18 protein-coding genes are annotated in these 19,069 nt (G+C 65.7%); 10 read left to right on the top strand and 8 right to left on the bottom strand.

Features of this window, described 5'->3' with window-relative positions; genetic code table 11:
• The first annotated feature begins 15 nt into the window (after positions 1-15).
• Together HH213_RS16915 and HH213_RS16920 are read left to right on the top strand one after the other, a co-directional pair.
• A complete protein-coding gene (locus HH213_RS16915) occupies positions 16-1,230 on the top strand; it encodes an acyl-CoA dehydrogenase family protein (RefSeq protein ID WP_169112973.1) in 1,215 nt (404 codons plus the stop codon).
• Positions 1,231-1,382: 152 nt separating this feature from the next.
• Positions 1,383-3,884: a TonB-dependent receptor gene (locus HH213_RS16920; protein WP_169112974.1), complete on the top strand. Its 2,502-nt coding sequence runs from the start codon at positions 1,383-1,385 to the stop codon at positions 3,882-3,884.
• A 137-nt stretch (positions 3,885-4,021) separates the two neighbouring features.
• On the opposite strand, the gene HH213_RS16925 is transcribed toward HH213_RS16920, so the two are convergent.
• From HH213_RS16925 to HH213_RS16935, 3 genes are all read right to left on the bottom strand, one after another.
• Positions 4,022-4,648 (bottom strand): hypothetical protein, encoded by a 627-nt coding sequence (locus HH213_RS16925; protein ID WP_169112975.1) that lies wholly within the window; start codon positions 4,646-4,648, stop codon positions 4,022-4,024.
• A 156-nt stretch (positions 4,649-4,804) separates the two neighbouring features.
• Positions 4,805-6,742 (bottom strand): sensor histidine kinase, encoded by a 1,938-nt coding sequence (locus HH213_RS16930; RefSeq protein ID WP_169112976.1) that lies wholly within the window; start codon positions 6,740-6,742, stop codon positions 4,805-4,807.
• Positions 6,742-7,458, bottom strand: coding sequence for a response regulator transcription factor (locus tag HH213_RS16935; protein ID WP_169112977.1), 717 nt, complete (start codon positions 7,456-7,458; stop codon positions 6,742-6,744). Before HH213_RS16935 ends, HH213_RS16930 begins: the two co-directional genes overlap by 1 nt.
• Positions 7,459-7,588: 130 nt before the next feature.
• Here HH213_RS16935 and HH213_RS16940 point away from each other — a divergent pair, with 130 nt between their 5' ends.
• Genes HH213_RS16940 through HH213_RS30180 form a run of 4 tightly spaced genes read left to right on the top strand, consistent with a single transcriptional unit; the run spans position 7,589 to position 11,512 of the window.
• Entirely contained in the window at positions 7,589-8,254 is a 666-nt protein-coding gene (locus HH213_RS16940) for a hypothetical protein (RefSeq protein WP_169112978.1), read from the top strand.
• Between the two features lie 42 nt (positions 8,255-8,296).
• A complete protein-coding gene (locus HH213_RS16945) occupies positions 8,297-10,693 on the top strand; it encodes a DNA polymerase II (protein ID WP_169112979.1) in 2,397 nt (798 codons plus the stop codon).
• 19 nt (positions 10,694-10,712) lie between these two features.
• Positions 10,713-11,357, top strand: coding sequence for an isocitrate lyase/PEP mutase family protein (locus HH213_RS16950; protein WP_229263034.1), 645 nt, complete (start codon positions 10,713-10,715; stop codon positions 11,355-11,357).
• A complete protein-coding gene (locus HH213_RS30180) occupies positions 11,348-11,512 on the top strand; it encodes a hypothetical protein (RefSeq protein WP_229263035.1) in 165 nt (54 codons plus the stop codon). Before HH213_RS16950 ends, HH213_RS30180 begins: the two co-directional genes overlap by 10 nt.
• On the opposite strand, the gene HH213_RS16955 is transcribed toward HH213_RS30180, so the two are convergent.
• Entirely contained in the window at positions 11,502-11,870 is a 369-nt protein-coding gene (locus HH213_RS16955; RefSeq protein WP_169112980.1) for a DoxX family protein, read from the bottom strand. The two genes, HH213_RS30180 and HH213_RS16955, sit on opposite strands and share 11 nt — an antisense overlap.
• A 19-nt stretch (positions 11,871-11,889) precedes the next feature.
• A complete protein-coding gene (locus tag HH213_RS16960) occupies positions 11,890-12,717 on the bottom strand; it encodes a pirin family protein (RefSeq protein WP_169112981.1) in 828 nt (275 codons plus the stop codon).
• Positions 12,718-12,811: 94 nt separating this feature from the next.
• Between HH213_RS16960 and HH213_RS16965 the strand changes: the two genes are divergently transcribed.
• A complete protein-coding gene (locus HH213_RS16965) occupies positions 12,812-13,702 on the top strand; it encodes a LysR family transcriptional regulator (protein WP_169112982.1) in 891 nt (296 codons plus the stop codon).
• On the opposite strand, the gene HH213_RS16970 is transcribed toward HH213_RS16965, so the two are convergent.
• The 3 genes from HH213_RS16970 to HH213_RS16980 are packed head-to-tail and all read right to left on the bottom strand — an operon-like array spanning position 13,699 to position 15,406.
• A complete protein-coding gene (locus tag HH213_RS16970) occupies positions 13,699-14,043 on the bottom strand; it encodes a winged helix-turn-helix domain-containing protein (RefSeq protein WP_169112983.1) in 345 nt (114 codons plus the stop codon). The two genes, HH213_RS16965 and HH213_RS16970, sit on opposite strands and share 4 nt — an antisense overlap.
• Positions 14,044-14,078: 35 nt before the next feature.
• Positions 14,079-14,855, bottom strand: a complete 777-nt coding sequence (locus tag HH213_RS16975; protein ID WP_169112984.1) for a glutamine amidotransferase — start codon at positions 14,853-14,855, stop codon at positions 14,079-14,081.
• A complete protein-coding gene (locus HH213_RS16980) occupies positions 14,852-15,406 on the bottom strand; it encodes a molybdopterin-dependent oxidoreductase (RefSeq protein ID WP_169112985.1) in 555 nt (184 codons plus the stop codon). The genes HH213_RS16975 and HH213_RS16980 overlap by 4 nt, the downstream gene beginning before the upstream one ends.
• A gap of 106 nt (positions 15,407-15,512) precedes the next feature.
• On the opposite strand from HH213_RS16980, the gene HH213_RS16985 reads away from it, so the two are divergent.
• From HH213_RS16985 to HH213_RS16995, 3 genes are all read left to right on the top strand, one after another.
• Positions 15,513-16,802, top strand: coding sequence for a DUF2325 domain-containing protein (locus HH213_RS16985; RefSeq protein WP_169112986.1), 1,290 nt, complete (start codon positions 15,513-15,515; stop codon positions 16,800-16,802).
• Positions 16,803-16,894: 92 nt separating this feature from the next.
• Positions 16,895-17,131, top strand: coding sequence for a hypothetical protein (locus HH213_RS16990; RefSeq protein ID WP_169109988.1), 237 nt, complete (start codon positions 16,895-16,897; stop codon positions 17,129-17,131).
• A 159-nt stretch (positions 17,132-17,290) separates the two neighbouring features.
• Positions 17,291-18,994: a glycoside hydrolase family 9 protein gene (locus HH213_RS16995; RefSeq protein ID WP_169112987.1), complete on the top strand. Its 1,704-nt coding sequence runs from the start codon at positions 17,291-17,293 to the stop codon at positions 18,992-18,994.
• The last annotated feature ends 75 nt before the right edge of the window (positions 18,995-19,069 follow it).

Genomic DNA, 19,069 nt, shown 5'->3' on the forward strand with positions numbered 1-19,069 from the left:
CGACCAGGAGACTTCATGGATTTCGATTACAGCCCGAAAGTACAGCAACTGCAAGCGCGTCTGCGCGCTTTCATGGATGAGCATATTTATCCCAACGAGCATGCGTTCCACGCCGAGGTGGACGCCAACCGCGCCGCCGGCAACGCCTGGGTGGCGACCAGGATCATGGAAGAGCTGAAGCTGAAGGCGCGCGCGGCGGGCCTGTGGAATCTGTTCCTGCCGGACTCGGAGCATGGCGCCGGTCTCACCAATCTGGAATACGCGCCGCTGTGCGAGATCATGGGCCGCGTGCACTGGGCGCCGGAGGTGTTCAACTGCGCGGCGCCGGATACCGGCAATATGGAAGTGCTGGCGCGCTACGGCACGCCGGAACAGCAGCAGCAATGGCTGGTGCCGCTGCTGGATGGCCGTATCCGTTCGTGCTTCGGCATGACCGAGCCGGCGGTGGCGTCGTCGGACGCGACCAACATCGAAAGCTCGATCGTGCGCGATGGCGACGCGTACGTGATCAACGGCCGCAAGTGGTGGTCGTCCGGCGCCAACGATCCGCGCTGCGCGGTGTTCATCTTCATGGGCAAGAGCGATCCGCACAATGAAAACCGGCACCAGCAGCAGTCGATGATTTTGGTGCCGCGCGACGCGCCGGGTCTGACCATCCTGCGCCATCTGCCGGTGTTCGGCTTTGACGATGCGCCGCACGGCCATGCGGAAGTGGTGTTTGACAATGTGCGCGTGCCGGCCGGCAATCTGTTGCTGGGCGAGGGCAGGGGCTTCGAGATCGCGCAGGGCCGGCTGGGGCCGGGACGGATTCACCACTGCATGCGGCTGATCGGGCTGGCCGAGCGGGCCTTGCAGCAAATGTGCCAGCGCAGTCTGGCGCGGGTGGCGTTCGGCAAGCCGGTGGCGCAGCAGGGCGTGACGCTGGAGCGCATCGCCGAGTCGCGCATCCTGATCGACCAGGCGCGCCTGCTGGTGCTGAATGCGGCCCATATGATGGATACGGTCGGCAACAAGGTGGCTGCCAAGGAAATCGCGATGATCAAGGTGGCGGCGCCGAACATGGCTTGCCAGGTGATCGACTGGGCGATCCAGGTGCAGGGCGGTGGCGGCATGGCCGATCCCTTCCTGGCCCACGCATACGCCAGCGCCCGCTCGCTGCGGCTGGCCGACGGGCCGGACGAGGTGCACCGGGCGCAGATCGGCAAGATGGAGCTAGCACGTTACAAGTGATTATTCCAGCGCTGAGGTAATCGTTTTCCGTAAAACTGTTGCGCGGCTTTCTCACAGGTGTCGACTTCGTGTTGACATCTGTAAAAGCCTGCTTTAATCTTTGTCACCACGCAAGTTAAACGATTAACTAAAACAAAAAGCTGGAGACGACGATGAAAAAACCTATCCTTCTGACGCCGATGGCGTCGGCCCTCGCGCTGGCCTTGCTGTCCCTGAACGCCCACGCGCAACAAGAAGAATCGACTAGCAAACCCGGCACCCTGGAGACTGTAGTCGTTACCGCAAATAAACGCGTCGAAAAATTGGAAAGCGTTCCAATGGCGATTTCGGTGATGAGCGAGCAGGAAATCCAGCGCACCAATATCCGCGAAATCGAGGACGTGGTGGCGATGATGCCGTCGCTGACCCTGAACTCGGGCACCACCGCCGCCAACAACGCCATCTTCATGCGCGGCATCGGCACCGTCTCGGTCGGTATCGGCGTCGAGTCGGACGTGGCCGTGATCATCGATGACATCCCGATCGCCACCCAGTTCCAGGCCTTCAAGGACCTGGCCGACGTGTCGCGCATCGAGGTGCTGAAAGGCCCGCAGAGCACGCTGTTCGGCAAGTCGGCGGTGGCCGGCGCCGTCAACATCGTCACCAAGCCGATTTCCGGCCCGATGGTCTACCGCGCCAGCACCTATCTGACCAATGACAACGAGTGGCGCGTCAACGCCTCGGCCGGCGGCCAGCTGGACGAGCACTTCGCGCTGCGCCTGTACGCCGGCAAGAGCCGGCTGCCGGGCACCTTCCACAACCTGACCGACGGCAAGGATGTCAACGGCTCGGGCGGCAAGACCTTCATGGCCAAGCTGCAATGGAATCCGACCGATACGCTGCAGGTGGACCTGTCGCCGCGCTATAACTTCCAGGACAATTCGCGCGGCGTCACCGCCGTCAACGGCTTCAACCTGCGCACCGGTTCGGCGGCGGCCGGCAATGTGGTGACGACGCCGATCGGCCTGAATGGCGTGTACCTGAACGGCAATCCGCTGCTGCCGGCCACCTCGGTGCTGGCCGGCATCAACGTCAACGATCCGAATAACCGCAATGTGCGGCGCGATTTCCCGACCGGCCTGATTTCCAGCGACCGCGGCGTCGGCCTCAAGGTGTCGTGGACGCTGCCGAACGATGCGCAGCTGATGTCGATCTCGTCGTGGAGCAAATACCTGGCCAACGACTTCCGCGACCAGGACTTTACCGACGTGCCGACCATCGCCGTCGCCGGTTCGACCATTCCGACCGTGGGCAACAACCAGTTCGGCACCTACGACATCCGCTCGAAGACGCAGGAGCTGCGCTACGTGTCGCCGGACTCGGGCAGCGTCAAGTACGTGGCCGGGCTGTGGCTGGCGCATAACGAAATCTACCGCCACTTCATTCGCGGCTATTGCGTGGCGCCGACCGTGTGCAGCGCCAATTCGCCGTCCAGCCCGACCAACTACTACACCGACATCTACAACACCAACAAGGCGGTGTTCGGCCAGGCGTCGTGGGAGTTCATGCCGACCTGGACGCTGACGGGCGGCCTGCGCGTCAACGAAGAGATTTCCGGCTACCACTACAAGCGCAATTACTACACCGACCAGCTGACCGAGGCCTCGTTCAAGCCGGGCCCGGTCGGCGTCGACCAGTTCCAGAGCACCGGCAACAACGACCGCGCCACCACCGGCAAGGTCAGCCTGCAGAAGCAGGTGACGCCGGAATGGATGGTGTATTCGCAGGTGTCGACCGGTTACAAGGGCGAGGCGTATGACGTGACCTCGGGCCTGAAGGCGGTGGCGGCGTTCCCGATTCGTCCGGAAACCAGCCAGAGCTTCGAGCTGGGCACCAAGGCCAATCTGTTCAACAATCGCATGTCGATCGCGGCCACGTATTTCAAGTCGGATTTCTTCAATTACCAGCAGAACGTGACCTACGTGCTGCCGAACGATCCGACCATCTACAGCCAGCTCAATTCCATTCCGAACATCGCCACCCATGGCTTTGAACTGGATGTCAACGCGCTGGCGGCCAAGGATCTGAATGTGAATGCGGCGCTGGCGTTCACGCTGCCGACCATCGAGAAGTGGGCCAATGGTCCGTGCTACAGCGATTCGACCAATGTGGCGGTGGGCGGCACCAAGCTGGCGGCCAACGGTTCGATCGCCGGCCAGAACAGCGCCTGCTTCCCGATTGCGCCAGGGTCGACCACTGGCGTGCAGAATCTGGACAATTCGAACTTCCCGGGTACGCCGAAGATCAAGCTGAATATCGGTGCCACCTATGAGTTCAATGTGCCGAAGCTGCCGCTGCGGGCCTTTGTCAACGCCAATGTGCGCTATCAGAGTAAGTATTACACCAATATCAACAACGATCCAAACTCGGTCAACGATCCGTACAGCATTACCGATGTGGGCTTCGGCGTGCGCGATCCGCAGGACAAGTACAAGCTGAGCTTCCGCGTCAACAATCTGTTCGATCGCTTCTATATTCCGAATGCGAACGCCAGCGGTCCGTCGTCGTTCCGTGCCGGCCCGACCGCCACGTCGCCGCAGGTATCGGCCAGCAGCTGGGTGCCGCCGCGTGATGTATTCCGCTACTTCAGCGTCAAGCTGGATGTGAAGTTCTGAGCGTTATGCGTTGTGTGAATCTCTGGCATCAGTAATATAAATTGGATAAATAGTTTGGCCGCAGGCATGATTGCACCTGTCTCCTCTATTCTCCTCCAAGGAAATAGATTTAGCCCGCTCTCGTAGCGGGCTTTTTTTTATTCAAACGCGACGTCTTCCAGGCGGAAGCGGAACTTGCGCCGCTCGGGCGAGGTCCAGCCTTCGCCCGGCGTGGTGTCGCGCGGCCGGGGCGGCGGTTCCGCCGGCGGTGGCGGCGCTTGCAGTTTCTGTTGCAAGGCGGCCAGCAATGCGGTGATGGGGGTGTCTGGCGCTGCTGGCATGGCGACGACCGGGCGGGCTGCTTGCTCGGCCAGTTCCTGACGCAGCCGGCCAGCATTCTTGAACTGCTTGTCTTCAGGACGCTTGATGTAGAGGTCCATCCAGGCGTTGCGGAAGGAGCGGGCGAAGGCTTGCGCGAACTGGTTGGGCGACACCGATCTGCCTTTGTGGATGATTTCGTCGCCGACCACGCGGGCATAGTTGTACTCGCCATAGCTCCACGAGCGCAGCTCGGTGCCGTCCGGCAGAAATAGCGTTTTCCATTGGTAGCCGCGCACGCTGGCCGGGTCGTTGCCGGCGGCCAGCTTGCTTTGTTCTCGCAGCCAGAGCTCGATGGCGCTGGTGACCACTTCGGAGAGGTCTTGCGTGCCGCCGCGCAGTTTTAGTTGCGAAATCAGGCGGAGCAGGGTGTCGGTGTCTATTTGCAGACTCACTGTGGATTTCATCCTATTTCTCCTTCTATTTTTCACTGTTTTCCTCTATTTAGATCGACAGTTCGCGGAATAGTTCAATGCAAATGAAAATAGTGAAAAATAGTGGCGGAAATAGAAGATTTGCCACAGGGCTGTGGACTGGGCACCCCTGTATATATCCTCGCAGGGCTAGGCTGCGCGCGCCAGTGGCAGCCACAGGGTGAACAGGGTGCCGGTGTCGTTAGATTGCCAACTGACCTTGCCGTCCACCGAGGCGGCGCGGCGGCGCTGGTTTTGCAGGCCGCGGCCGCCTGCGTGGCCCAGCGCTTGCGCCACGTCGAAGCCGCTGCCGTTGTCGGAGATGTGCACCTGCACGCCGTCGACGCCGTGGGTGGTGGCAACGCGGATTTCGGTGGCGCGCGTGTGGCGCAGGATGTTGGCGATGCTTTCCTGCACAATGCGCAGGATGTGCAGCGCGCTCGAAGGATTTAGCCACGGCAGCGTCGGCAGTTCGCGCACTTCCCACAGCAGCTTGACGCCGGTGCCTTCCAGCCGTGGTTCCAGGCGGAAGCGCAGGGTGGCCAGCAACAGCAGCAGGTCGGCCTCGACCGGCTCCATCGAATCGATAGTCAGCTTGAGGTCATCCAGACAATCTTTCAATATTTGAGAAACGCGTTCGTCGCTGATGTTGCCGCGCTCGACCGAGCGGATCGCGCTGATCAGCGAGGAACCGAGGCCGTCGTGCATGTCCTGCATCAGCCGCTGGCGCTCGTCGCTGATGGTCTGGCGCAGTTCGATCTCGCGCAGGCGCTGGTGGCTGGTTTCCAGTTCCGCTTCGCGCGCTGTCAGCCGCTCGGCCAGGCCGGCGTTGACGCGCTCGACCTCGGCAATCGCGTCGACATAGCGGCGGTACATCAGCACGCCGAAGGTGATAAAGCACACGGCCGGTGCATACGCCCCCAGATACCAGCCTTCCGCGTTGATGATGTTGTTTTGCAGCAGCCAGTCCGACATGCCCATGGCGGTGCAGGCGAACAGGCCGTAGACCACCAGCCGGCCTTCCGGCGAATGGCGCCAGCCGGCCACGCAGGTAATCATGCTCATCACCGGCGCGATCAGGTAGACCAGCGGCGTCACGGTCGGCATATTCGGCAGCACCGCCAGCACCGGCAAGGTCAGCACGCCGATCAGCAGCGTCACCGCCACCAGCGCGCGGGTCAGCCAGACCAGCGGCCGCTGGTGCAGCTGACACAGGAAGACGTGCACCGCCAATACCAGCCAGAACAGCGAATTGACGGTCAGCCACGCGAACCAGTCATTCTCGACCGGCAGGTCGACATAGAAATGCAGGCCGCGCAGGAAGGAGGTGACGGCCAGGTTGAAGAACAGCAGGTAGGCAATCTCCTGCGGCCGCCGCAGCCAGACAAACACGGAAAAAACGCCGACCGCCATGAAGGCGGCGCTGAGCATGGCCGGCAACTGCTGTTGCAGCCACAGCCGCACGTGATAGGCCGACTGCAGCACATTGGCTGGCCTCAGCCGCAAGGATGACAGCGCCGTCTGCGAGGCCGGGCTGTGTTCCAGCCGCAGCAGGATCTCGCGCACCGGCGCGCTGCCGGCATGCTGGTCCAGCGTGCACCACAGCGGCGTGCGGGTGCTGTTCCAGGCCGGCCCCTCCGCCTGCGCCTGGTGCGCCAGCTTGCCGTTGATATACACCGCGATGGTGCCGTCGGTCTTGACGCGGATGCCGTACAGGGCCAGCAGCCGGGCCTGCACGGGCAAGCCGTCCACCACGACTTTCAGCCAGCTGATGCGAACGCCGGGCGGCACTTGGCCGGTGGCTCCGGCCCCCGCGCCGGCAGCGGCCTGGCGCAGCAGCGCAATCGACGGGCTGAACGGCAATGCCACCAGTTGCCACGCCGGCGGCAGATTGGCGCTGTCGACCTCGGCCGGCGGCGCCGTATAGCCGGTGGCGACGGTTTCCTGCCACCCGGCCTGGGTCAGGTGCAGGCTGGCGGCCGGGCCGTGGCCGCCGTCGTTGTCGAGATAGAGCGACGCCGCCGCCAGCAGCACGGCAAGCGAGAACAGCAGCAGTAAATTGCCCAGCAGGCGCGGCGGACGCGCCATCAGGACAGCAGGCCATGGGTGCGCGCCTCATAAATCGCCTCGGCCTTGGAGGTGACCTTGAGCTTGCTGTAGATGCGGCGTACAAAGGTGCGCACGGTGAAGTGCGACAGCTGCATCAGGCCGGCGATCTCGTGCACCGTGAAGCCCTTGGTGATGTAGTCCAGCACTTCCTTCTCGCGTTGCGACAGCAACGGCGTGGCCTCGGTGGCCTCGGCGGTGTCGGTGGCCTCGGCAGCAGCGCCGGCGGGGCTGACCGGCGCGCTCGGCGCATGGCGGAAACGTGCCAGCACCTGGCGCGCGATGATCGGGCTGATCGGGCTGCCGCCGTTGGCCAGGCTGCGGATCTCATCGCTCATCTTGGACGGCGAACTGTCTTTCAGCAGATAGCCGGCGGCGCCGGCCTCGATCGAGCGCATCACATGGGTCTCGTCGCCGAAGTTGGTGCTGACCATGATGCTGCAGCTGGGCCAGTGCAGCGCGGCGGCGCGGATCACCTCGATGCCGGAACCGTCCGGCAGGCCGAGGTCGACCAGCAGCACATCGGCCGGCGGCCCGGCCAGCAGCGCCAAGCCTTCGGCCTGGGTGGCGGCGCAGCCCGCCAGCCGCATGTCGGCGCTGTCCTGCACCACCACGCTGAGGGCGTGACTGAAGTCCGGATCATCTTCGACAATGGCGACGTGGATGGGGCGGGGATCTTGTGGGGCGGCTGGATTCATGTAGGCATTTTACGCGGATGACGGCGGCGGACGGCAGCCAAAACGGGGCTTGTAGCACATTCGTGCTACATACAAGAAGTCAGCGCGCCACATAAAATTGACACCAGTTTTATAGGCTCCGTTATTTCCCATGCAAGTCCCCCATATATTGCCGTCCGCGGCTGCCCGTGCGCCGCGCCGCCACCTGCTGGAATTGTCGCTGACCGGCCAGCCGCGCGCGTGGCGGGTACGCGAACACCGCTACCGCTGTAACGGCTATGGCCGCGCGCGCTGGGGCATGGACCTGGAAGGCGTGATGGCGGTGCTGGCCGCCGAACATCCGCGCGCCCAGGCCACGCTGCGCCACCAAGTCGACCGCCTCAGCGGAGAACAATGGCTGGAACTGACGGTGCCGGCGATGGCGCCCGGCCCCGGCCCGGCGCGGCTGCGCTATATGTTCGACGCTGACTATGCACGGCTGTGCGAAGTCCACGTGTATTGGATCAGCAGCGGCGACCCGTCGCAGGAACAGCGCCTGCCGCTGGTGCAGGCCGCCACGCGGCTGGCTGTCGACCTGATGAGCTACCGCTGGTCCGGCCTGACCACCTTGCGCGGCGCCGTGCGCGGCCCCGGCGCCTTGCTGCTGTTCTCCGGCCGCGACGAGGATGGCGCCAGCGTCGAAATCAGCCTGGACGGCGTGGCCTTCGACGTCGAGCAGCCGGGCACGCCGGGACGGCCGGAGCACCGGCCGGCGCCGCGCGGACCGGCGGCGCTGCGGCTGTCCTACCTGGCGGGCAACTGGCCGCCGCGCGCATAAGGAGGCTGTGCCGGCTGTATGCGCATACAGTATAATTCTGGCATGACGCATCCCGCACAAACCGGCTTCATCCTGACCCGCCACTGGCGCGACACGCCCAGTGGCACGGAGATCGATTTCTGGCTGGCCACCGACGACGGTCCGCGCAAGGTGCGGTTGACCGGGCAGACCTCGGTGGCCTTCGCCGAGGCGGCGGTGCAGGACGCCATCACCGCCCAGATCGGCCCGCAAGCCGGCATCGCGCTGCGCACACTGCCGCTGAAGACCTTCCAGCAGCAGCCGGTGGTGGGCGTCTACGCGGCGCGCTACAAGCAGCTGACCGCGCTGGAGCGCACGCTGCGCGAGCACGGCATCAAACTGTACGAGGCCGACATCCGTCCGCCCGAGCGCTACCTGATGGAACGCTTCATCACGGCTGGCGTGCAGACCGAGGGCGGCCACGCCAGCGGCAGCGTGATCCACAATTGCAAGCTCAAGCCGGCACCGGACTACCGGCCGGCGCTCAAGATGGTGTCGCTGGACATCGAAACCAGCGCCTACGAAGACCTGTACTCGATCGCGCTGGAAGGCTGCGGCCAGCGCCAGGTGTACATGCTGGGCGAACCGCCGGACGCCGATGCCGATGCCGACGACGAGGCCGCCGCGCCGGCCATCGACTTCGAGCTCGAATACTGCGCCACGCCGCGCCAGCTGATCGAACGCCTGAACGGCTGGATGGCGCGCCACGATCCCGATGTCCTGATCGGCTGGAACGTGGTGCAGTTCGACCTGCGCGTGCTGCAAAAGAACGCCGACAAGTACAAGGTGCCTCTGGCGCTGGGGCGCGAAGGCAAGGGCATCGAATGGCGCGAACATCCGGGCAAGCAGGGCTATCTGTTCGCGCCGCTGCCGGGCCGCATCGTGCTCGACGGCATCGACGCGCTGAAGGCCGCCTCGTGGATGTTCCCCTCGTACAGTCTGCAAAACGTCTCGCAAGCGATGCTGGGCGAAGGCAAGGACATCGGCGACGACTACGACAAGATGGCGGAAATCGAGCGCCGCTTCCAGCACGACAAGCCGGCGCTGGCGCTGTACAACCTCAAGGACTGCGAACTGGTCACGCGCATCTTCGCCAAGGCCAACCTGCTGGCCTTTATGATCGAGCGCGCCACCGTCACCGGGCTGCCGGCCGACCACCTGGGCGGCTCGATCGCGGCCTTCAACCACCACTACCTGCCACGCATGCACCGCGAAGGCTACGTGGCGCCGAACGTGGGCGACGTCAGCGGCGGCGCCTCGCCGGGCGGCTTCGTGCTCGATTCCAAGCCGGGGCTGTACGACTCGGTGGTGGTGCTGGACTACAAAAGCCTGTACCCGTCGATCATCCGCACCTTCCTGGTCGACCCGGTCGGCCTGGTCGAAGGCGAAATCGCGGCCGATCCGGCCACCGTGGTGGAGGGCGTCAACGGCACCGTGTTCTCGCGCGACCGGCACTGCCTGCCGGCCATCACCACCGACCTGTGGCAACAGCGCGACGCCGCCAAGCGCGCCAAAAACGAGCCGCTGTCGACCGCGCTTAAATTGCTGATGAATTCCTTCTGCGGCGTGCTGGGCGCCACCGAATGCCGCTTCTTCAATCCCCGGCTGGTATCGTCGGTGACGCTGCGCGGCCACCAGATGCTGAAGCAGACCCGCAAGCTGGTCGAGGCCGAAGGCTACGATGTCATCTACGGCGACACCGACTCGATCTTCATCTGGCTCAAAAAGGAACACCCGCCGGCCGCAGCGCTGGCGATTGGCCAGCGGCTGGCCGACCAGATCAACCTGTGGTGGCGCACCATGCTGAAGGAACAGCACGGCCTCGACTGCCACCTCGAAATCGAGTTCGACACCCACTACCAGAAATTCTTCATGCCGACCATCCGCGGCACCGAGCTGGGCAGCAAGAAGCGCTACGCCGGGCTGGCGGTCAACGCCAAGGGCGAAGAGGAAGTCATCTACCGTGGCCTGGAAGTGGCGCGCAGCGACTGGACGCCGCTGGCGCAGCAATTCCAGCAAGGGCTGTTCACCCGCATCTTCAAGGACCAGCCCTACCAGGACTACGTGCGCGACTACACCGAGCGCACCCTGGCCGGCGACCACGACGACCTGCTGGTGTACCGCAAGCGCTTGCGCCAACCGCTCGACGACTATAAAGTCAACGTGCCGCCGCAGGTGCGCGCCGCGCGCCTGGCCGATGAATACAACCAGGCGCAGCGCCGCCCGCTGCGCTACCAGAACGGCGGCTGGATCAGCTACGTGATGACCACCGGCGGCCCCGAGCCGCTGGAAGCGCTGCGCTCGCACATCGATTACGAGCATTACCTGACCAAGCAACTGCAACCGATTGCCGACGCCATCCTGCAGCCGATGCACGACAGCTTCACCAGCCTGACGACGGCGCAAGCCAGCCTTTTCTAATTGAGCCAAAGGAGACAACATGAGCGTATTCCAGCAACTGCACGACGGCCGCCAACTGCTACACCTGCCCAACGCCTGGGACGCCGGCAGTGCGCGCCTGTTCGAGAGCCTGGGCGCGGCCGCCATCGCCACCACCAGCGCCGGCGTGGCGTGGGCGCAAGGCTATGCCGACAACGACCATCTGCCGGTCGACAGCGCCATCGCGGTGGCGGCCAATATCGCCCGCGTGATCACGGTGCCGCTGTCGGTGGATTTTGAACACGGTTATTCGGCCGACCCGGAACAGGTGGCGCGCAACGTGCTGCGGCTGATCCATGTCGGCGTGGCCGGCATCAACCTGGAAGACGGCAACGACGCGCCGGCGCTGCTGGCCGACAAGATCCGCGCCATCAAGGCGCTGGCCGCGTCGTCGGAGATCTTTATTAACGTCCGCACCGACGTGTATCTGAAAGGGCTGGCGCCGGAAGGCGAGCGCGTGGCCGAAGTGCTGAAGCGCGCCGCGCTGTACAAGGCCGCCGGCGCCGACGGCCTGTTCGTGCCCGGCATCTGCCTGCCGGAAGAAATCAAGGCGGTCGCTGCCGACGCCGGCTTGCCACTCAACGTTATGGACTGGCCGGGCCTGCCGCCAGCCACCGAATTGCTGCAACTGGGGCGGTGCGCCTGAGCGCCGGTTCCGGCATTCCGCAGGCGCTGTGGTCGGTCGCGGCCGGCATGGCCAAAGGCTTCCTGGACACCGGCAGCGCTGGCCCTCTGATCGCCAAGGCGATGCCGTACGGCGACCTGCAGGCGCTGTTCCTGCCGGCTCAGATCAAGCCTTGACCTTATTGCCGTAGAAGGCCACGATCTGCAACAGGCCGCCGGCCATGGCGAAATTCTTCAGCAGATTGATCAGCTGATTCTGGTCGGCCAGATTGTTGTGGAAGGCCAGCGCGGTGACGATCGAGAACGCGGCCAGAATGGCGGCCACGATGCGGGTCTGGAAGCCGAACACCAGCGCCAGGCCGCCACCCAGTTCCACCGCCACCGCGATGGCAAAGCCGAGCGTGGCAAATGGCAGCCCGGAGGAGGCGATGTAGCCGATGGTGGCGGCCGGCGCCATGATCTTGCCGATGCCGCTGAAGACGAAGATGGTGGCCAACAGCACGCGGCCGACGATCGAAATGGTATTGCTGTTCATGATAGTGATCCCTGTCTGATTAAATTAAGTTTGCTGCGCGCAGCTGCTTGCCGATGCGCTGGATTTCCTGCTCGCCCTGCGCCAGCGCCGCCGCATTGGTATGCACCGAGTAATAGCCGGTGACCAGATCGTGCGGATGCTTGACCGCCGAGCCGAGCACGAACTCGGTCGCCCCTTCCGCGACAAACTCCAGCGCCGCTTCGCCTTCCTCAAACACCGCCAGCTCGCGGCCGATGGTGGTGCGGCCGCTGCCGGTATCGGTAACTAAGGCTCCACTCGCGACCGCCACCCAGGCCACCGTATGGCCGGCCGGCGGCGTGTAAGTCCAGCGTTCGCCGTCAGCCAGCTTGACGTGCAGATAGCTGAGCGACGCACGCGGCTGGATCGGGCTGGCCGCAGCGCCATGGCGACCAAGGATTATGCGGGCTGGCCCCACGCTTGGCACCTGATCGGAAGACAGGTAGCGGCTGTCGCAAGGACCGTTTTCATCTTCCGGCGGCAGCGCCAGCCACAGTTGGAAACCGAGCGCGCTTTCGCCCTCCGCCGGACCGCCGTCATGCCAGACGCCGTTGCCGGCGCTCATCCACTCGACGCCGCCGGTGCGCAGCACGCCTTCCGCGCCGGTGGTCTCACGGTATTCGATGGCGCCGTCCAGCAGCACCGTGATGGTGGCGATGCCCGAATGCGGGTGCATGCCCATCTTGCCGCCGTCGCCGGCCGGCAGGTGAAAGCGGTCGAGGAACACGAAAGGCTTGATCAGCTCACCGGCGTCGCCGGGACTGGCCAGGCGCGTGATCGGGCCACGGGTATGGCCGGCGGTGCGGAAAGCGACGTTACGTTGATTCATGATTGGCTCCTGATGTGATGGGGCCATCTTAGGCCGCCCGCATCCATCTGAATAGCCTATATAATTCGATGGATCATATCCAAGGAGTGGATACATGCTGGACGCCTTGTCGCTCGACCAGTTGCGCACCTTCATTGCCGCCGCCGACGAAGGCAGCTTTTCCGCCGCCGGCCGCAAGCTGCGGCGCGCGCAATCGGTGGTCAGCACCACGCTGGCCAACCTGGAGCAGCAAGTCGGCTTCGCGCTGTTCGAGCGCACCGGCCGCTACCCGCGCCTGACCGAAGCCGGCGCCGCCTTGCTGGAACAGGCGCGCGCGGCGGTCGACGGCATGAACGCCTTCAAAGCCAAGGCGCGCACGCTGGGCGAAGGGCTGGAGCCGGAACTGGCGGTGGCGGTGGACGTGATGTTCCCGATCGCCACGCTGACGGCGGCGGTGCAGGCGTTCCAGCAGCAGTTTCCCGCCACGCCGTTGCGGCTGTACGTGGAAGCGCTGGGCGCGGTGGTGCAGCCGCTGCTGGATGGCCACTGCCGGGTCGCCATCATCGGTTCGCTGCCGGAGATCCCGGCCGGCTGCGCCTCGGAGTTTTTGCTCAGCGTGGCGGCGGTGGCGGTGGTGGCGCCGACCCATCCGCTGGCCGCGCTCGGCGGGCCGATCCCGCACGAGGAGGCCGGCAAGCATGTGCAGCTGGTGTTGACCGACCGCTCGACGCTGACGGCCGGACGCAACTTCGGCGTGATGTCGACCCAGACCTGGCGCCTGGCCGACCTCGGCGCGAAGCACGCCTTCCTCAAGGCTGGTTTAGGCTGGGGCTATATGCCGCTGCACATGGTCGAGGATGACCTGCGCAGCGGCAAGCTGGTGCGCATCAACATCGAGCTGCACGCGCGGCTGGGGCCGGGCTTCTCGATGCACGCGATTCATATGAAGGATCACCCACCGGGACCGGCGGGGCGGTGGTTCGTCAACCACCTGAAGCAGAACTAGCGCAGCAGGCCGCTCAGGCCGTCGAGATGGGCTTGCGCCGCTTGCTGCGCCGCCGTCTCCATCTGGCGGAACTGCGCCAGCACGGCGAGGCCGGTGTCGGTCAGCTGGGCGCCGCCGCCGTGCGAACCACCGGCCGCGCTCAGCACCAGCGGTTGGCGGAAGCAGCGGTTCATCACATCGACCAGCAGCCAGGCGCGCCGGTAGGACATCTTCATGCGCCGCGCCGCGCCGCTGATCGAGCCGGTGTCGGCAATCGCCGCCAGCAGATCGGCCTTGCCGGGGCCGAAGGCCACCTCATCGTTGTGGAGTACGCGGAGTTTCAGATTCAGTTCGACAGCCATGACGGACGGGCGCAGTAGGGATGCGCCAGTATGCCTTAAAAATTCCGGCGGCAGGGCGCGTGCTGGCGCCGCACCAACGGCACGATCAGCGGCTTGCAGCGGCAGCCTGACAGCGTGGCGATCCAGCCGGCCAAAAATTGCGTAGCGGCCGCCTGCGCCTGCTGCCCATGCTGGGCCGTGTCGGCGCGCAGTTGGTGCAGCGTGACGTCCGGCGTGGAGGCGATCTCCAGCGCATGGCCGATCAGCCACTGCTCCAGCCGGTGCGGCTCAAACTCCGGATGGAATTGCAGCGCCAGGCAATGCGCGCCCCAGGCAAAGGCCTGGTTCTCGTACAGCGCGCTGGACGCCAGATGACGCGCGCCGGACGGCAGCGCGTAAGTGTCGCCGTGCCAGTGCAGCACGGCCGGCGTTTGCGCCAGATAGTCGGCCATGCCGGCGAAATCGTCGCCCTCGCGGCCCAGCGTCAGCGGCGCCCAGCCGATTTCCTTGCGCGGGCCTGCCTCCACCCTGGCGTTCAGCGCGGCCGCCATCAACTGCGCGCCGAGGCAGATGCCGAGGGTAGGGCGGTCTTCCAGCAGGCGCTGGCGCAGCCAGTCGATTTCCTCCGGCAGCCACGGATAGTCGGCGCTGTCGTAGACCGAAATCGGGCCGCCCAGCACCACCACCAGATCCGCCGCCAGCGGTGGGTGCGCGGCCAGCGCATCGACGCCCGCCTCAATATAGCGGATGGCGTAGCCTGCGCGCGCCAGCACCGGCTGTAGCAGGCCCAGGTCTTCAAACGCCAGATGGCGCAGTATCAGCGCGGTCTTCATTCGACAATCTGCCGTACTTCCACCGTTTGCAGCCACTTCACATGGCGCGGGCCGGTGCGGATATCCTTACCCGAAATTAGTGCCAGTGGCCCTTCGGCCGGCGCCAGCGGCTTGCCGTCGCGCTCGAACAGCACCAGCACCGAGTCGCCCAGTTCGCTGTTAAACAGCTCGCTCCACGAAAACACCACTTTGTAGCCGTCGCTGGCGCTGGCGATCACGGCCAGCTTCTTGACTGTGTTGTGGTCGGCCGTTTTGACCTGCGCACGCTCCAGCAGCGCCCGCAGCCGCACGCCGCGCAGCACGCTGGGCGGCGCGCCGGCGTCGCGGCCGGGCAGGCGCAAGTCGACGATCTGGTCCGCAGGAAACTGGCGCAGCGCCGCCGCATCCAGCGTCAGCGGCTGCGTCACCGCGCCGCCGATCGCCACCTGACCGGCTACGGCCGCAGCCCCGACCGGCGCGGCCGACGCGGCCGGCGGCGCATCGTGCGCCCAGGCCGGCAAGGCGACCGCCAGACAGGCAGCCAAAACCAGCTGCCGCAACAAATCGGACATCGGTGCTCCTTCAAAAAGCGTTATATAGGAAATTATACAGCGCTTATGGTGCGCAGCCCGGTAATGCGCTATATTCCAATGTATATAGCGTTTTCACGGTCCTCCCATGCCCTTCCTGCCCGCCCAACCTGCGCCGCCGCACTTCATTCACCGCCTGCTGAACGTGCCGGCCGATGCCTGCTGCGCGCCAGAAACCACGCCGTTCCTGGCCGCCCCGGCGCCGGCGCCACGCCGCGCCAAGCTGGCCGAGCTGGATTCCAACCTGCATTGCTCGGTCATCGGCACCTGCCTGACCACCGGCGAGCTGCGCAAGCTGGTGCCGCGCCACGCGGCACAGCTGGACCGCAAGACCGCCAGCGACCTCGACATCCACCACACGGCGGTCGAGCTGTCGATGCAGGGCGAGGCCGCCGCCAAGGAATTGCACAAGGCGCTCGATACCCGCCACGCGCTGGCCATCAAACGCTTCAAGCCGGCCGACCAGGAGGGGCTGGCGCAGCTGTGGGCCGATGCGCTGGCGCAGGGCGACGTGCCGGGCGCCTACTGGGCCTTGCTGACGCATCCGCTGTGCAGCCATGCGCTGCGGCGCCAGGCCTTCGGCGATGTTCACATGCTGTCGCACCTGGTGGGCGCCTCCAACCGCGCCGACTTGCGCCGCCTGAACGCGCTGGAAGAGGAGTGCGCGCGCCTGCGTGAACAGAACGCCGCACTGCAAACCCGCGCGCAGGAACAGGCGGCGCAGCACCAGCAGGCGGTCGAAGTGGTGTCGCAGCAGGCGATGGAGCTGACCCGGCTGCGCGAACGCCATGCCGGCCTGGCCCATGCGTCCGCCGCCGACCAGCTGGCGCAACTGCGCGACCTCATCGCCGCGCGCGATGAGCAACTGGCGCAGCACAGCGCGCGCAGCGCCGACCTGGCAGCGCGGCTGGCCGCCAGCGACGCCGCCGCCGAGCTGACCCGCAACGCCGCGCGCCAGCTGGGCGCCGACGCCGAACAGGCGCGCGTCGAAGTGCAGGCGCTGGAACAGGCGCTGCTGCAAACGCTGGACAATGACGACGACAGCGCCACGCTGCCGTCGCTGCACGGCCGGCGCGTGATGTACGTCGGCGGCCGGCCGCAATCGAACCAGTTGCTGGCGCGGCTGGTGGCCGCCGCCGGCGGCGAATTGCTGACGCACGACGGCGGCATCGAAGACCGCAAAGGCATGCTGGCGTCGCTGCTGCCGCGCGCCGACATGGTGGTGTTCCCGGTCGACTGCATCAGCCACAACGCCATGCACGTCACCCGCCAGCTGGCCGCGCGCGCCGGCATCCCGTGCCATCCGGTGCGCAATGCCGGCATCGCCAGCTTTGTCGAGCTGATGCAGCGCGAAGTGACGCAACTTCAGCGGGCCTGAGCGCGCTTGCCGCGCTTGCGTGAAGTAGCGAACTTACCCGCCCGTGGCCGGCGTGCATGATGGAACACCTCAGTCATTTACAGGAGGTCACCATGCCACGAGGAGCCAGTCCCAAGCGCGAGCACGAATACCAGAAGCTGGAACGCCAGTTCAAGAAGGAAGGCCGCTATAAAGGCCGTGAGGAAGAAGTCGCATCGCGCATCGTCAACAAACAACGCGCCGAAAGCGGCGAGACGGAAAAATACCACCACAAGCCGGTGCGCCGTTCGGCCTCGCGCCGCAAGCACCGCGTCGCCCGCCGCAGCCGCAGCAGCACCGCGCGCAAGTAGCCGCCACCCGCGCGCCGGCAGCACCATCCGCCCGCCGGGCTGGCTGCTCCGGCAGCCGCAACCGCATGCTGCTGTCGCTTGACACCGGAATCGATTGCGCTGGCCGCCAAAGTACGCGATGATCCTCTGAAAACGATTTCAAAATAACAGAGGAGACCTATGCGACAAATCATCACCTTGCTGGCGCTGGCCGGCGCGGGCGTCACCGCCACCGCAGCCGACGGCATCAAACTCAACCAGCTCGGCTTCCTGCCCGGCGCCGACAAGGTCGCGGTGGTACCCGATGGCGCCGCGCGCGACTTCAGCATCGTGCGCGCCGGCAGCGACACCGTGGTGCAATCCGGCACGCTGGGCCAGGCCACTAAGGCCCCCGAGTCCGGCGACACGGTACGGCTGGCGCACTTCGCCAGCCTGAAAACGCCCGGCCGCTACCAGCTGCGCGTGGCCGGCTTGCCCGATTCGCCGCCATTCGAGATCAGCGCAAGCGCCTATCAAGCCGTCAACGCCGCCGCCCTCAAAGCCTACTACTTCAACCGCGCCGGCATCGCGCTGGACGCCGCCCACGCCGGCATCTACGCCCGCGCCGCCGGCCATCCGGACACGCAAGTGCTGATCCACGCCTCGGCCGCTTCGCCGGCGCGTCCTGCCGGCAGCCTCATCTCCAGCCCGAAAGGCTGGTACGACGCCGGCGACTACAACAAATACATCGTCAACTCCGGCATTTCGACCTACACGCTGCTGGCCGCCTACGAAGACTTCCCGGCCTACTTTCAGGCGCAGCGCCTCAACATCCCGGAAAGCGGCAACGGCGTGCCGGACATCCTCAACGAAGCGCGCTGGAACCTGGACTGGATGCTGACCATGCAAGACCCGGCCGACGGCGGCGTCTACCACAAGCTGACCAACCTCAAGTTCGACGGCATGGTGATGCCGGCGCAAGCCACCGCGCCGCGCTACGTGGTGCAGAAAACCACCGCCGCCGCGCTCGATTTCGCCGCCGTCATGGCCACCGCCAGCCGCGTCTACGCACCATACGATGCGGCGCTGGCCACGCGCATGCGCAGCGCTGCGCAGCAGGCGTGGCGCTGGGCCCAGGTCCATCCGCGCGACTACTACCGCCAGCCGGCCGACGTCGCCACCGGCGAATACGCCGACAACGACGTCAGCGACGAGCAGGCGTGGGCCGCCGCCGAGCTGTACATCACCACCGGCGACAATGCCTACTACCAGGCGCTGCACGCGCCCGAGCAGGCCATGACCGTGTCCGCGTGGAGCGACGTGCGCGGCCTGGCCTGGCTGTCGCTGGCGCGCCACCGCACGACGCTGGGTGCCGCCGCCGACCAGGCGCTGATCGCCAGCCGCGTCGACGGCCTGGCGCAGCAGCTGGCCGCCGCCTGGCAGCAATCGCCATACGGCATCACGCTGCAAAAAAAGGATTATGTGTGGGGCAGTAACGCCGTGGTGCTGAACCAGGCCATGGTGCTGCTGCACGCCTACCGCGTGAACGGCAAGCGCGCCTACCTGGACGCTGCCCAGTCCGGGCTGGATTATGTGTTGGGCCGGAATGCTGTCGAGCTGTCCTTCGTCACCGGCTACGGCACGCGTTCGGCGCTGCATCCGCACCACCGGCCGTCGGTGGCCGACGGCATCGCCGCGCCGGTGCCGGGCTGGCTGGTGGGCGGTCCGCAGCCGGGCCAGCAGGACCAGCAGGGCTGTCCGCAGCCGTATCCGTCGGCACTGCCGGCGCGTTCATACCTGGACCACGCCTGCTCCTACGCCAGCAACGAAATCGCCATCAACTGGAATGCGCCGCTGGTGTATGTGTCGGCCGGCCTGCAGGCGCTGACGCCGGCCGCTCCGTAATCTCCGCGCCAGCGACCGGGTTCCTGTTGGCGGAGTTCTAATGACTTTTTGGCAAAATTCAGTATGATGGAGGCT

Origin of the sequence: Duganella dendranthematis (assembly GCF_012849375.1) — a bacterium.
GTDB classification, from domain to species: Bacteria; Pseudomonadota; Gammaproteobacteria; order Burkholderiales; family Burkholderiaceae_D; genus Rugamonas; species Rugamonas dendranthematis.